Origin of the sequence: Bacillus sp. MM09(2025) (genome assembly GCF_050496725.1) — a bacterium.
Taxonomy (GTDB): Bacteria; Bacillota; Bacilli; order Bacillales; family Bacillaceae; genus Bacillus; species Bacillus pumilus.
This window is the reverse complement of record NZ_JBNWEN010000003.1, coordinates 378457-394533: the sequence shown is the minus strand read 5'-3', so window position 1 is coordinate 394533 and position 16077 is coordinate 378457. Positions and strand designations below refer to the sequence as shown.

Genomic DNA, 16077 nt, shown 5'->3' with positions numbered 1-16077 from the left:
TAAACTGACATGGAGAAACTCTAAAACTCGAAGCATATGAGTTGAACTATGAAGTGAACGAATCCGAAGAAGTGTAAATCTTAGAAAGGACTCCTCAATCGATGGAGTCCTTTTTGATTCCTCTTCCCCTCTTCTATAGGTTAGAAAGGATGTGAGTAATTGAGCGAACAACTGAAAATATTTGTTACTCCAGTAGCAGATACCTCTTCACAGACAACTGAAAATCTTAATAAACAAATAAAACAAATTCAATCTAAGCTAAATGTCCTCGAATTAAAAACAAACATTGACAACGACACCCTAAAGACTCTAAAAGAGTTTACTTCTGCATTTGACAAATATCAGTCCAATTTAAAAAATTACAACGACACTGTAAAAGAAACAACTAAGATAACACAACACCTTAACGGTAATGTCACAAAGGTCACTCAGGAGCATAAGCGTAGTGGTGAAATTATTCAGAGAACAACTGAGAAAATTAAAGAGCAAACCAAAGAAACAAATAATTTAGCCTCCGCACAACAAAAGTTAGGTCAGGTTGTAAAGAATACTGACAGACTGAATGCTCAAGGTAAAGTTACTGGTTCTACTCAGAAAAATCGTGATGGTTACAAGGATTATACATACAATCTCGATGAAAAAGGAAATGTAAAAAACTCAACTGTTTCCACAAATTTCGAGAAAAAAAGAAAAGATATTGAAGCGTTGAATGTCTCTCTGCAGAGACTTCGTGAGCAAGGTATTCTATCTGATACTACCCTCTCCTCTCTCGGCCGTAAAATCAACCTTGCTCAATCTTCAGCTCAAATTGACTCTCTCAAACAAAAAATTCGCACATTGGATGACAAGTCATCTGTTGTAGCAAAGAATAACGAGCTAAAGCAGACGATTGCACTATACCAAAGGCAAGCTCAGTTAAATGCAAACAATTTAACGAGTAAGTATGGCAATAACTTAAGTAATCAGAGTAAGGCACAGATTCAAGAATACCTTATTGCTGTTACTCAGCTCACTTCTAAAACCCCTGCTCTATCTTCAAGAATTAAAGACCTCAATATGCAGTTTAGAGAGCTTTCATCTTCGATACAAAACTCAACCCAAAGAGCTACATCGTTTGGACAACAATTGGGCGATGCTTTTAGTCGTATTCCAGCATATTTGCTTTCAGGTTCTATATTTTATGGAGCTATTACAGCTTTAAAAAATATAACCCAGCAAGCAATCGAAATCGACACTCTAATGACAAATATCCGTAGAGTCATGGATTTGCCAGATTATAAATTCAATGAGCTCCTTCAAACTTCTTTAGATTTAAGCAACGATTTATCAAACAAAGTCTCAGATGTGCTAGAAATTACGGGAAGTTTTGGTCGAATGGGTTTTCAGGCAGATGAGCTTTCCGATTTAACCAAAACTGCACAAGTTTTGCAGAACATTTCAGATTTAACTGCGACTGATACTGTAAACACTCTTACTGCGGCCATGCTCAATTACAACGTATCGGCAAAAGAGTCAATTTCCATCGCTGATAAGCTCAATGAAGTTGATAACAACTTTGCAATTTCCACACTTGACATGGCTAACTCGATAAGAAAAGCAGGAAGTACCGCTGCTACATTCGGTGTTGAATTGAATGACTTAATCGGCTATACAGCGGCCATCGGGAGCACCACACGTGAAAGTGGAAATATAGTAGGTAACTCATTAAAGACCATTTTCGCAAGAATTGGTAACAATAGAAGCTCTATTAAAGCCTTAGACCAAATTGGTATCTCTGTGCAAACAGCAGCTGGTGAAGCGAAAACATCAAGTCAGTTAATTGGCGAAGTGGCAGAAAAATGGGATAGCTTATCTGATGCCCAAAAGCAAAACACATCGATTGGTGTTGCGGGTATTTATCAACTATCTAGATTTAACGCCCTATTGAATAACTACTCAATTTATCAAGATGCAGCAAACACATCTGCAAACTCAATGGGTTCGGCCTGGAAAGAACAAGAAAAGTATGCTGATAGTTTACAAGCAAGAATAAACAGACTTCAAAATACGGTAACTGAATTTGCTGTTGCCGCAAGTGATGCCTTCATTTCAGATGGTCTGATCGCTTCTACAGAAGCTCTAGGAAATTTCATGGGATTGACCACTGGCTTAGTTAAAAATATCGGCTTCCTTGCTCCTGCTTTCGCAACAGCTACCGTTGCCACATTATTGTTCTCATCTGCATTAAGAAGCACGTCAATGCAAAGTGGTGTTAAGATTATAAACACCTTAAGAGAAATACCTGCGAATCTGCAAACATATTCTCTAAAGGCAGCAACTACAACAGCTACTACTAACATCTTATCGCATTCGTTTGCAGCATTAGGTAAAGCAGCAAGATCCGCAGGTATATTCTTAGCTGGTACTGCCCTTCCTATTGCCGCTTTTGCCGCACTTGGATTTGTAATCGAAAAGCTTGTTAGCACTTATGCTGATGCTAAAAAAGCTCAAGAGGAATTTGAAACAGCACAGAAAACTTCTGTAGAGGCTTGGACTACAAATAAAGAAGCTACTCAAGGGCTAATTGATAAGTATAAAGAACTTCGTAAAGCTAAAGAAAACAACCAACTAACACCTGAAAAAGAACAAGAATACCTATCAGTTTCACAACAGTTAGCAGCAACATTTCCTAACCTTGTTGAAGGATATGACGCTCAAGGCAATGCCATCATCAAGAATAATGAGGCCTTAAAAGAGGCAATCAAATATACTGAAGAAATGGCTGCCTTTAACAAGCGTGATTTAAAGGATAATGCAACTTCCAACTTTGAAGATCAAATTAAAAAGCTAAAAGATTTGAACAAAGAAATGGAAGCAAATAAAGTTTTAGCTGATAACTATAAAGAAGGTTCAAGTTGGATTACAAGAATCTTCGAAAACCCCTTTGCTAATGATGATGATTACGTAAAAGAAGGATACAAATACGAACGTGAAGCCTTGCGTGCGAAACAATCAATAGTAAGCGCAAATGCTGAAATTCAGGCTTCAGTATTAGATGTAATCAGTGCGTTTAATTCCATTGATATTAACCCTAATATTAAAAAGTCCATAACTGACATCCTGAATACAATGGATTTCAGTAAATTAAGTCCTGAGCAACTTAAGAGTTTTTCACAGCAAGTAGCTGTCATCATGGATTCTCTTCAAAAATCTTTAAACAATGGCAATGGTTCAGAATTTGATAAGCAAGTGGATCCACTGAAATCACTTATTACTGAGTTTTCGGATGGAAAAGTAAAAGTAGACAACTTGAACCTCTCCTACTCTACTCTAAAAGATTCATTAGATCAGGCTAAAAATGCTGGTGATTCAGCGAAAGTCACCTGGAATGAAAATGGTGAAGGTGTAGATGAGCTAGGTGAATCAGTTGGGAATCTATCTGATAAGCTTAAAGAAGTTAAAGGCGATATTGAAGCTACAGTAGATGTTTTAGATCAATTACTGCAATCTGGTCAAGCTACAGCAGCAATGGAAGCTTTGCAAGGCGATGTCTACGATGATTTAGCTGATCAGGTTTCCCCTCTTAACGGCTTATTGGAAAAGATGGCTGAAGGTAAGTCTATTTCTGCATCAGAAGCAATGAAACTTATTCAAAAGGAAAAAGATCTAGCTGGTGCGATTTCAATAGAAAACGGGATTGTGAAAATAAATCGTGATGCAGTAATCAAGCTAAGAAATGCTAAAGTTAAAGCATATGCAGATATGCAAACTTCCGTAAAACAAGAGTTATTGAATCAAGCGAATGCTTTAAGTAAGAAAATCGGGTATTACAAATCTGAAATCACAGCAATTAAAACTGTTCAAGATGCATTGCGAAAAAAGGCAGAGTTAGAAAAGTTAAAAGAAGATTCATTGAAAATGACTAATGGTAAGCAAGATCAGCTCGCAATTGAACAATTCAAGGCGGCTCAAAGAGATCTTGGTGAATTATCTGGTATCACTGATCAACTGGAAGAATTAGATAAACTTTCGGAATTAACTCAAGCATCTTTAAATGAAACAGGAACGTCTTTTGAAACAATGTCGGATTCGGCTGACAAGGCTTCAAAATCAACGAAAGATTCAATCTACGTTGCAGATAAATATAAAGAAGCATTAGAGCGAGTCAATAAGCAAATTGAAGAACAAAACAGAAAAACAAATGACTATCCTAAGTGGTCACAGAAATATCGTGATTCAATTAAGAAGGAAATCAAGGCGTTAGAACGAAAAGAAAAGCTTCTTAAGAGTCAGATTAAGCTACTTAAAGAGCAAATTAAATCTGGCTACATTGCTCAAACGGGTATTGTCGACTCTTCTTCATCCTACTCCCCTTCTAGCTCTTCATATTCTGCTTCAGGTGGTTCTTACTCTGGTAAGTACTCAAATATTATCAATCAGGCTGCATCGAAATACAATGTTCCAGCTGCATTAATTGCTGCGGTCATTAAACAAGAATCAAACTTCAATCCAAATGCTCGTTCATCAGTTGGAGCAACAGGATTAATGCAACTTATGCCAGCTACAGCTAGAGGTCTTGGAGTTAAAAATTCAAAAGATCCTTATCAAAACGTAATGGGCGGTACCAAGTATTTTAAGCAAATGCTTGATAAGTTTGGATCGATTGAAAAAGCGTTAGCCGCATACAATGCGGGGCCTGGTAATGTAACTAAATATGGAGGCATTCCTCCATTTAAAGAAACCCAGAATTACGTTAAGAAAGTGAATAACTACTTTAAACAAATGGGCGGTTCACTATCTTCTAGTGGAGGTTCAGCTGCAAGCTACTACGACTCCATGAGAAGAACATCTCACTTTGGTCAGCAAGAAAAAGGATTGCGTTCTGCTCCTCATAAAGGTTTAGACTTAGCCGCTAAATCTGGAACTCCTATCAAGTCTCTAAAATCAGGTAAAGTACTTACTGCCGCATACTCTAAATCAGCTGGTTATTGGGTAGTTGTACAACAAGATGATGGCACAGTTGCTAAGTATATGCATATGCAAAAAGGGCTTAATGTTAAGTCTGGCCAAAAGGTTCAAGCTGGTCAAACTCTTGGTAAGATGGGAAGTACTGGTCGTTCTACTGGTACTCATCTTCATATGCAGATTGAGAAAAACGGTAAAGCGATTGATCCAGAAGCATATATGCAACAAATTGGCTCTGACTTGTCTAGCTCAGAAGCTGAACGTCAACAAGCTATTTCACAAGCTAAATCTGACTTACTTGGACTTGAAGGCGACCTATCTTCTGTCAAAGACCAAATTCAAGACCTACAATATGAAATCGTTCAGTCAAAACTTGATGAATTTGAAAAACGCAAATCTGATTTAGAATTGAAAGTTGCTCAAAACCAATCTAAAGCAAGTCGCTATCTCAATGATAGTGCTCAGTTTAGAAAATATACAAATGAGCAACGTAAAGCAGTTGAAGCGCAACAAAAAATTCAGAATCAAAAAGTTAATTGGATCAACAAAGAGCTAAAGCAAAATAAACAATTAAACGCTGCTCAACGTGATCAATTACGTGAAGAATTAAAACAAGCTAAACTTGATCTCATCAGCATCAAAGATCAGGTTTATGAGTTACAGGCTACTATTGTTCAATCTAAAACCGATCAAATTCTTAATAACATTGATAAGTCAGTCAAAAAGACTGAATCAAAGCTTAAGAATGTCGACATTAAGATCCAAACAACTGAAGAAGACAAAGATAAAGTTAAGTACTATAGTCAGCAAATCAAGCTGATACAGCAACAACAAAAAGAAGCTGCAAAGTACATAAAAGATTTGGAGAAACAAAAGAAAGCAGCTAAGGGTTTCCCTGAAATCCAAAAGCAAATATCAGATGAAATTTCAACTTGGAAAGATAAGCAAAAGGATTTCAACTTAGAGCTACACCAAACAAAAAAAAGCATCAAAGATATTTACAAGTCACTTGCAGATGAAGTTGTCTCTATCTACAAAGAGATGTATGAGAAAATGCGAGATATCGAGCTTGAAGCTCATCGTAAAGCTACTCAAGATATCATTGATGGCATTGATAAGGAAGATGATGAAGCCAAGTTCCAAAAGGATTTAAAAGATCGTCAGGAAAGCATTCAAAAGCTTTTGGATCAGATAAATCAATATGCGTTAGACGACTCTGAGTTTGGTAAGTCGAAGGTAAAAGAACTTACTGAACAGATGCAAAAAGAACAGCTTGATTTAGACCAATTCCTCAAAGATCGTGAAAACTCCAAGCGTAAAGAAGCACTACAAGATCAACTTGAAAAAGACGAAAAATCAATCAACACTAAATATGATGATCTTGTAAATGATGAGCGTGGATTTAAGGATTTAGAAGGTAAATTGATGAACGGTAAGATTAGTGATATCAATAAACAGCTTTCTGAGTTTACTAAATTCATCAATTCAAATATGGAGTCAATCGGTAAGTCTATTTCTAATAATTTGATTGATAAGCTTAAAGAGGCTTCAAATGCTCTCGGTGTTGTCGTTAAGGGCAATACTACTGGACAAAAAATCGCTCGTTTTAAGACTGGTGGATCAGTTGGTAAAGTACCAGCTCAAGGAGCGCTTGCAGTTGTAGATGATGGAGAAATCGTCCTCAATAAACAAGACTCAGTTAATATGCTTAAAGCAGTCGAAACAGTTAGAGACATCAGTCAAAATGATGTGCCGTTTACTCCTAAATGGGGTTCTGGACAAAAGCTGAATTCCATTATGTCCGCTGTTCCTACCGAAGTTAAAATGGCTGGTGCGAATATTGTTAAAAGTGCTGCATCTGCTATTAGCATTATTCCTAGTGCGATCACAAAGCTTACAAAAGCTCCTCAACCGTCTGTAAACAGTACAGACAATAACGTAGGTAATATTGGTGAACTGCATTTCCACATTGAAAACATGTATGGTGACCAGAATACAGTAGATAAGTTTTCTGATACTGTAATAAAGAAAATCACTAACTATACCAAACAGAATTATGGAAGTTTATAAAGAGTCTAGTCTCTAGGCTCTTACTTCGTTTTAAAAGGTGATTATATGATTAGAGAAAGTCAATATTTTATTTTTAACCACATAAGGTCAACAGACATGGGTGTAGCGAATGTGAATACTGACGGTGGTTTACAAGAAGAAAACTTTCTAGCAGGAAAGACCGTTAACGAGACTTTTATCAAAGGTCGATCCGAGCCTATCGTTGACAGCGTTACCTATGAACCATACGAGATTTCACTGAATTTTTACGTAGATCAGAATATTAAAGAGGGTTTCTATAAAAATAGAAATTTGACTCAAAAGAAGCTCAGAGAAATTGCAAGTTGGTTAAGTGTTACAGATTACTCCCCTCTCTCCTTTAGCTCAAATCTAGACATTATTTATTATGCAATGCCTGTTAATCCGATTGATCTGGTTCATAACTGTTCTGAAGATGGGTATGTTCGGCTAACTATGAAGGTACTCCCTTTTAAATTCGGAGTTAAGATATCTTCCCCCTGGATAGACCCTTCGAGACATCAAGATAATATTATAAAATTAGACAATAAAGGCGATCTAGATATACCCCTTTCAATGGAAATTAAAAAGATAGGCAATGGAGATATTAAAATCACAAATCTCAGTTCTTATAGAAACCCGTTTTCCTTTAATGAATTAATTGATAAAGAAATTATAAAAGTTGATTCTGTTAAAGAAATATTGGAATCGAGTTTTTCTGGCTATGAATGCTATGAACAATCTAATGAAAATTTTATTGTGCTTGGCAAGGGGCAAAATCGAATTAAAGTCGAAGGATCTTGTTTGATTAGATTTAATTATCGCTTTAAATATTTCTAGGAGGTGAAACTTCCGTTGAATTTAGGAGAATTCACTTTCAAACCAGGTAAACTTAAACTGGAATTATGTAAAACGAATAAAAAGAAAATAGCTAATATAGTGGATTTCTCTAATGCATCTGTAAACTTGAACCATGCTGCAATTAACGACTTAACCTTTACCATGCCTCTTAAAGCTAGGTATGGTGATGAGATTAAAACAAATCACGTCACTAAGCTAATCAAGGAATGGTACCTAGTTAAAGCAACTTTCTTGAACCGTACAGAATACTACGTAATTGACAGTATTACCGATTCCAGTAGCCAAGAGAAAGATGATATTCAGATTAATTGCCAACTAACTCCTTACATGCTTCACAAACCCAAGATCATGCAGTACGAAGGCATTTCTAAAAATTTAAAAGAGATTGGCGAAGTTTGTTTAAACGAAACAGGTTGGACTGTAGGTGAAATCGATAATGCTTTCAACGAAAAAAGGCGTTCGTTTTCAATCAGCTCAATGACATCAAGGTATGATTTTTTAAAGAATATCTGCGAAACTTTTGATGCAACACCAGTTTTTGATACTATCAAAAACACAGTCTCATTTTACAAAAGTGATGAAATCTCAAAGTATAAAGGCGTTAAAATTTCTTCCCACAACTTTATGATTGATATGACAGACACACGCAGTATGGAGGAAGTCGTGACAAGGCTTCATGTATCAGGAAAAGATGGGATCGTAATTAATTCGGTTAATCCAACAGGGCAAGCATATCTAGACGATTTCAGTTTCTTTTTAAGTCCCTTTCAACGTGATGAAAATAGGAATGTAATTAAGAATAGTGATTACATGAGTAATGAGTTGTGCCATGCTTTGTTAGACTATAATGATATGGTAAATAAGGAAGCTGAAGAATTTAAAACTTTGTTGAATGAAAAAAAACAGGCCGAATCCAATAAGACAACCCAAGAAAATGAGCTTTATGTGCTAAAAAATTTAGAATTGCAACAAATTTTGGATCGAATTGAAGTGGTTAAAGAAACCAATGGTGATACTAAGGATTTAATCAAACAAAGAGATTTAAAATTGAGTCAAGTCGATTCTAAAAAAAGTGAAATTGCACAAATTGAAGCAAAAATCAATTTATTGAACAGTGAAATTGCTACACTGAAAAATCGATTAGATATGCCCACATTTTTAGGCGAAACGCTTTTCAACGAGTTGATTCCGTTTATTCATAAAGGCGAATGGACTAACGACAACATTTTTGATGAAACGGAACTATATGAAAAAAGTTACGAAGAGTTAGAGAAACGAAGATCACCTCCTATCGACATCAAAACAAACATAGTTAACCTATATAATGCAGTAAGTGAAAAAGATTATTGGGATAGAATTTCTTTAGGAGACATAATTAGAATTCAAAACAAAGAGTTCGGCACTGAGTACAGAGCCACTTTAGCTGGGATGAGTTTGAATTTTGATGATTCCACTATTTCTGTAACACTCACAAATGGGAAAAAACCAAAAAGTATTGAGCAAGAATGGTCAGATATGCTATATAGAAATAAAAAAGCTTCGACTGAATTCAACACTCGCAAAATCGACTATGATCGACTTACTACTAACTACAATGCACGTAATGACCGTATTTCCACTCCTCCCTCCCCTCCAACCATCGGAATGAAATCTGTGACTCACAAAGTGAATGAAAATGGATCTGTCGATATTTCGGTCTCCTGGAATTATCCAAGGTCTGATGAAGATAAGTACAATATAGACGGTTTCATCGTACATTGTTATCCTGATACATCTTCAGACACCTACTTGTTTGGCGCTTCGTTAGCCAAGGAGCAACGAATTTCTGTTAGATATGATAAACGCATAGCTACCTTCACATCGCAAGTACCTACGAAATATTTCACCTTTGGTGTACAGGCATACAGAAACGTTGAAACCTCGATTAGTACAAATGGTGTTTTGTTATCTGATATAGTTCAACCACAATCACCGAGTGAGAATCCTTACCGACCATCTAATACTGTTGAGGTTAAAGGTAAAGTAAACGGAATACGCCAGATTTCTACGCCTGAAAAGCCTTCTAGTCCAGATGTCAACACTCTCTGGATTGATCCTACAACTAATAAATCTGAATTGTATGATGGCGAAAAGTGGATTGTTCAATCTGCTGGTAACGCAGACTCCTTAAATGGTATAACTCCTGCTCTAAACGAAGAACCCAACACTATACCTGTTAGAGATGATAACGGTGTAATATCAGCATCTATATCAGGCAGCGCATCTAAATTAGGTGAGTATACAGACCAAGACTTCATTCTGAAGACAGATAAAGATACGCCAAATGGAGTTGCTGTATTAGATGCTAACGGAAAGATTAAGCTAACCAATCTTCAACAAGTAAGTTTTGTCGGTACATACATTGGCAACGGGGTTCAAAACAGAATGATCTCTCTCCCCTTCACTCCCACTCTAGTCAAAGTTAGGTCAACTGTTCAAAGTGATCCCTCATTAGCTATTGTGAGCACTAGTGGCGGCTATGTGGAGGAAATTTTCGGATCAAATATCTATTTTAAAGGAATAAACAACCTTCCCGATAATACAAACGGACGACTTGCAAATATGGGGTTTATTACTGGTTCTGATTCAACTTTTAAAGGCAACAAACAAGGAGTCACATACTTCTTCGAAGCATATAGAAATCTATAGGAAAGGAGTGATTCTATATGGATTTCCCAAAACTTTATAATGATCCGATCTTATACCACAAACGAAAAGACACTTACGATGATCCTTATATGAGCTATGATGAAACCCACTCTATTTTAAATGGGCGGATATTTTTAACTGAAAATCCTAATCGTGAAAATAGAGTTGTTATCACTGGCGGAAACAAAGAGTGGAAAGAAATTGAAGATGGTGAATTAGAAGATGACTGTTATCGTGTTGATTACATGATGGGAGTTGTCTTTTTTAATGCCTCTAACGAAGGAAAAGAATTGCAAGTTAAATACGTTGGCGAAGGTGCCCACTTCTTCCCTGCGGCACGCATTTGGGTTAGACGGTCAGGTAATACAGTAGTTGAGACACTTCAAGGTTTAATTGATGAAGCAGAAGACTGTATCATTCGCATGAATGAAAGAATTTTAGAGTGTGAACGAGTCATTAAGCGTTGTATAGAAATAACTACTTGGTGCCGTCAAATTACTTCGCAATACGAGCGTGTCGTTGAAGAAACGAAGAAAAAATACTACCCATCTGTCAATAACTACTCTGATTTAATTGTTGAATATCCGAATCCTCAAGTTGGTTGGACAGTCGCTGTTAAGAACATAAAAACAGTTTATCGCTGGGATGGATTTGAATGGGTTGATATTGGTGTTTCAGAAGTCTATGAAGGATTCAATATTCTTTTGAGTGCTTATGAGCCGCACAGTTTAAATTATATTTGGTATCAAGATGAGAGTTTAAGTCCTACAAAGAAAAGAGTTGTTATTTCTAACGCAGCTCCAGAAACAGGACAGATATGGTATAAACCTGATTGATACACATAAAGGAGGAATTAATTAATGGGTTTTAGAATGCCAGATCCTGCTACTGGTGAATATGTACCAATGGCCATTGAATTGCTGAAATCTGACGGTGTTGGATATACCGCACCTGAAATTAAAGCCAAATTTGATGGAATTCTAGATTCGGTAACAAACCTGTCTACAACAACTACTGATAAGCTAAAAGAAATGGCTGATTTAATTGGAGACATTGGTGAGCTTGCAGGTGATACTGGAAGTGTTGTGGACACAATCAAAAAAGAACTAAATCAACGTGGGATAAATGTTAAATGGCTAGGAGCAGTTGGAGATGGTGAAACAGATGACACTCCAGCCTTTCTTGCTGCAGAAGCATTGTCTAATAATGAGTATCCGATTTTCGTACCACCAGGCACTTATTTAGCTGATCATGCAGACCTAAAAGGTAATTACTTTGGTAGCGGCGCATTCCTCATTGTCAAAGAAAGAGAAGCCTTCAACGCAACTGCTCCCCCGAGTCAAAAAAGAGATCAACGCCTGTTCCCTCTTACCTCTACACCTCTACCTATTCTTAATGAATTCTACGGAAAAAACTCGGGATACAAAATCACTTTAGACGCTTACGGAAACACATCTACAGGAGAAGAGTCTCTAAAAAATCTTACTTCTGGTAAGCAAAATACAGCTATTGGCTTCCTATCTCAGATGAACAACCAAACGCAATACTCAAACGTTTCAGTCGGTGGAAGTACTTTAGCACAAGGAACTTATTATAGTCGTACAACAGCTATCGGAAACAACTCTTTAAAATGGGCTGGTATTAAAGATCCAATCGTGTCAAGACATGAGCTGTGGCTAAATGAGAAGGATTTAAACAACATTTGGAACATTTCAGGAACAGATTCTTACATCTTGAAACAAATGAACCCTGAAGTTGAAAAATTGATTCAGCCTACTGGATACCCTGCTCCTCAAGGCGCTGTCATTGTCAATGAAGGAGGAGGCTTTCCCGCAGCTACTTCCTCATCTCAAGTACTAGGTAATACTGGTGTTGGCCGTAACGCTCTGCTTCAATTGGTTAGAGGTATCCATAATACTGCAATTGGATATCAAGCTCTTGCAAGATCTTATACGACTGAAAGATGTACTGCTATTGGCGCATTTGCATTAGCTAACAACCTTGCTGGTAAAGAAAACATTGGCATTGGTAGAAACGCAATGAAGTATAACCAGACTGGTCAAAAGAACATTGTTATCGGTAATAACGCTATGGGGTATGACGTATTTGGCACTAGAAATATTTTCATCGGGCATCAAGCTGGACAAAGATCAAACGGAAATAAGAATGCTTCCCACACTCTAAATACTGTTATTGGGACGTACGCTCATCAAAATAAAACAGATGGTGAAGCAAACGTTTCTATCGGTGCTAGAACACTTCTAAATGGTGCAAATGGTAGTCGAAACGTTGTTGTAGGTACTGAAGCTGGTATCAACTATACTGGCAACAACTCTATTATCATCGGAAATAAAGCAATGCCTAATAGTAACCAAGATCGATTATTATGGATTGATTATGGAAATGATGGCAATGCCTCTCCTTTCATATACGGTGATATGGGAAATAACATTATGAACCTTCGTGCAAACTTGCGACCTGACACTGATGCTTCTCAATCATTAGGTGCTCCTTCAAGACGATGGGCTAACATCTATGCTTCAAATGGAACAATCAACACTTCTGATGAGAGATACAAGCAAAACATCACTGATATTCCTGACGAATGGTTAGATGCATGGTCTGAAGTTGATTTCTGTAGATTTAAGTTTAAAGATGCAGTAAGTGAAAAAGGAAGTTCTGCAAGATGGCATATCGGTGTCATTGCTCAGAAAATCGATGAGGTGTTTAAAAAGCACGGCTTAGATGCAACTGAAATTGGATTACTTTGTTATGACAAGTGGAATTCTGAATATGTGAACAAGGTAGACCCTAAAACAGGTGAATTCACTGGAGAAACAATTGAAGTCGTAAAAGGTGGATACATGTGGGGGATTCGTGCTGATGAATGCCAATTCCTAGAGATGGCTCTTATGAGACGTGAAACCGAAAAGATGCAACAAGAGATGCGTGAACTTAAAGCCGCTTTATTAAAATAAAACTATGATTTTATAGGAATATATTCAATACATAACAGAGAAAAACAGAGCATGTGTGAGAACGAGAGAGTTGGGTTATCCCCTGCTCTCTTTTTGTGCTCAAAAAATCAATTGGAGGAATTTAATTTGAATATTACACAAAGTTTGTTGACTCCCAACAAATACTCCAGACCTCAAACGGCTTTGAAAGGTGTAAAAGCTGTTGTAATTCACTGGGTTGCTAATCCAAGGTCATCCGCTGAAGGCAACCGCAACTTCTTCAACAATAGAAAGAGTGGTACATCGGGCTTTGGATCAGCACATTACATTGTAGAAGGCACAAAAGTAATTCAATGTTTGCCGAACAGTGAGCTGGCCTATCATGTTGGTTCTAATGTTTATACAGCAAGCGCACTTCGAAATTTAAGTTCTTACCCTAACAACTGCACCATTGGTATTGAGATGACACATCCTGATTGGACTGGCAAACCTGATGCTACAACTTATAAAACAACTGTAGAATTAGCTGCTTCCCTTCTCAAAACCTATGGACTCAAATCTGAAAATCTCTGGACACACCATCAAGTAGTAGGATGGAAAGACTGCCACCGTTATTACACTAACAACCCTAGTGCATGGGTTCAATTTGTCAGTGATGTTAATAAAGCTTTAACAGGTAAAACTGTAACTATTCCAACACCTAAACCATCAAACAAAAATGACCTTGAGTTAGTCGAGGCTTATGGTCTTGGTGATAAAGGTGCAAAAGTTAAAGAAATTCAATCTAACCTTATTAAACTCGGTTATAAGCTATCGAAATATGGCGCTGATTCTCACTTTGGTGATGAAACTGCAATTGCGGTGAAGGCATTCCAAAAAGCAAACAAGCTTGCAGTAGATGGAATCGCTGGTAAAGCAACTCTTGCTAAGATCAAAGAGTTGTTAACTAAGTCTAAAGCCCCCTCTTCCCCAACTCCCTCCATGTCTAACTCTTCTAAAGCAAGTAGCTCTCTAAAATCTAAAGTAGACGGTCTTCGATTTTATGCTAAAGCTTCATGGGATGATAAAGATGTTGTAGGTACTGTTAATAAAGGTGTTGGCTTTCCTATTGTTGTCGAAAAAGTAAAAGTTGACACGGCATATCAATATAAAGTGAAAAACTCTAAGGGTACGACTTATTACATTACTGCTTCTGATAAGTATGTTGAAGTAACAGGCGCAGTTAAAACAGCTACTCCTGCTAAGAAAGCTTCAAAGCCAAAACAGACTACTAAAAGCTCTGCAATTAAATCAGCAGGCAAAATTAAAATTATCGGCGTATCAAATGCAGCTATTATTATGGATAAGCCTGATCGCAATTCAGCCAAGAATTTAGACACCATCGGACTAGGAAAAACAATTGAAATCTCAGGATCTGTAAAAGGTTCTAACAACCCTAAAGGATACTGGGAAGTAATCCATAAAGGTAAACGAGCTTATATTTCAGGTCAGTATGGAAGCAAAGTATAACTAAATTAATATAGATTTTTGTGGATTTACAAATATCCATGAGAATTTATGAAAATCAACTTCAAGGAGGTGAACTAAAATCACCTCCTTCTCTAAGGCTGGTGTCAAATGGAAAGTAATGACGTTCATGTTCGTATAAGCTTGCTTGAAGAAAAATCAAATCAGCAAGCAATTCAAATTGTTAAGCTAGAAGATAAAACAAATACACTCAACAGAATTGAAATGATATGCGAACAACAACTTGAATTTAATAAAGAATCTCAAAAGCAATCGAAAGAGTTAACTTCAACACTCATTGAAATGAGTAATAATTTAAAAAACCTCAATAAATCTTATGAAAAATTAGATACACGGGTTGAAACTCTTGAACGAAGTGATTCAACAAGAAAGATAGATCCCTCGCAGTTTACCAAAGATATTTTTTATAAGATTCTTCCCTCAGTAGCTACAACGATAATCGGAGCATATTTGCTATACCATTTCGGAATTAATAAATAAGGAGCTTGATGTAATGAAAATCAACTGGAAAGTACGTTTAAAAAAGAAAACATTTTGGGTGTCAATCCTCTCAGCCACCCTTTTATTCGTTCAAATGATCGCTGAAGCATTCGGTTATGACTTAACAGGATTTGGCGATGATCTAACTGTGAAATTTAACGCACTTCTCACATTCTTATCCATTGTCGGTATTGTAGATGACCCAACTACTAAAGGAGTGTCTGACAGTGATCAAGCTTTAGAATATGACGAGCCTAGAAAATAATGAATACAGTCAACATTAAGTATTCGCCATACCCGAATAAATTCAGTGAAGCCCACATTAATGCTGAGGGTGAGGAGAAAGTTCTAACTCTGTTGTTAGACGAAGTTGAAGTTCCCCAAGCTGATGAAGAAAGTGAACCAGCCATCTTCCCCGTTCTCAAGATTTCACTCTCTGAAGGCTTGGGCAACGAAGACATTTTAAGGATGGAAAAAGAAGATGCTAAAGCATTTCTTCAAGTTTTAAAAGATATGATTAAACAAATGTGAGAGGGGTAATCCCTCTCTTTTT

General features: G+C 36.9%; 9 protein-coding genes. All 9 read left to right on the top strand.

Translation table 11 applies throughout. From position 1 onward, the window contains the following. Positions 1 to 159 precede the first annotated feature (159 nt). The 9 genes from ACQYAC_RS06275 (at position 160) to ACQYAC_RS06235 (ending at position 16055) form a co-directional block, all read left to right on the top strand. Positions 160 to 7014 (top strand): phage tail tape measure protein, encoded by a 6855-nt coding sequence (locus tag ACQYAC_RS06275; RefSeq protein ID WP_429942938.1) that lies wholly within the window; start codon positions 160 to 162, stop codon positions 7012 to 7014. A gap of 45 nt (positions 7015 to 7059) precedes the next feature. Continuing rightward, positions 7060 to 7851, top strand: a complete 792-nt coding sequence (locus ACQYAC_RS06270) for a phage tail domain-containing protein (protein WP_429942937.1) — start codon at positions 7060 to 7062, stop codon at positions 7849 to 7851. 15 nt (positions 7852 to 7866) lie between these two features. Then, a complete protein-coding gene (locus ACQYAC_RS06265) occupies positions 7867 to 10560 on the top strand; it encodes a DUF7359 domain-containing protein (protein ID WP_429942936.1) in 2694 nt (897 codons plus the stop codon). Positions 10561 to 10577: 17 nt separating this feature from the next. Then, positions 10578 to 11396 carry a hypothetical protein gene (locus ACQYAC_RS06260; protein ID WP_429942935.1) on the top strand — a complete coding sequence of 273 codons (819 nt, stop codon included), beginning with the start codon at positions 10578 to 10580 and terminating at the stop codon, positions 11394 to 11396. Positions 11397 to 11420: 24 nt separating this feature from the next. Then, entirely contained in the window at positions 11421 to 13538 is a 2118-nt protein-coding gene (locus tag ACQYAC_RS06255) for a tail fiber domain-containing protein (protein WP_429942934.1), read from the top strand. Positions 13539 to 13664: 126 nt separating this feature from the next. Further along, positions 13665 to 15026 (top strand): peptidoglycan recognition protein family protein, encoded by a 1362-nt coding sequence (locus ACQYAC_RS06250; protein ID WP_429942933.1) that lies wholly within the window; start codon positions 13665 to 13667, stop codon positions 15024 to 15026. A gap of 108 nt (positions 15027 to 15134) precedes the next feature. After that, complete coding sequence (locus ACQYAC_RS06245) at positions 15135 to 15524, top strand: hypothetical protein (RefSeq protein ID WP_044141820.1); 390 nt, start codon at positions 15135 to 15137, stop codon at positions 15522 to 15524. Between the two features lie 13 nt (positions 15525 to 15537). Then, the gene (locus ACQYAC_RS06240; protein ID WP_106067513.1) at positions 15538 to 15789 is read left to right on the top strand and encodes a phage holin; all 252 of its coding nucleotides are present in this window, start codon (positions 15538 to 15540) and stop codon (positions 15787 to 15789) included. Then, entirely contained in the window at positions 15789 to 16055 is a 267-nt protein-coding gene (locus tag ACQYAC_RS06235; RefSeq protein WP_044141822.1) for a hypothetical protein, read from the top strand. Before ACQYAC_RS06240 ends, ACQYAC_RS06235 begins: the two co-directional genes overlap by 1 nt. The last annotated feature ends 22 nt before the right edge of the window (positions 16056 to 16077 follow it).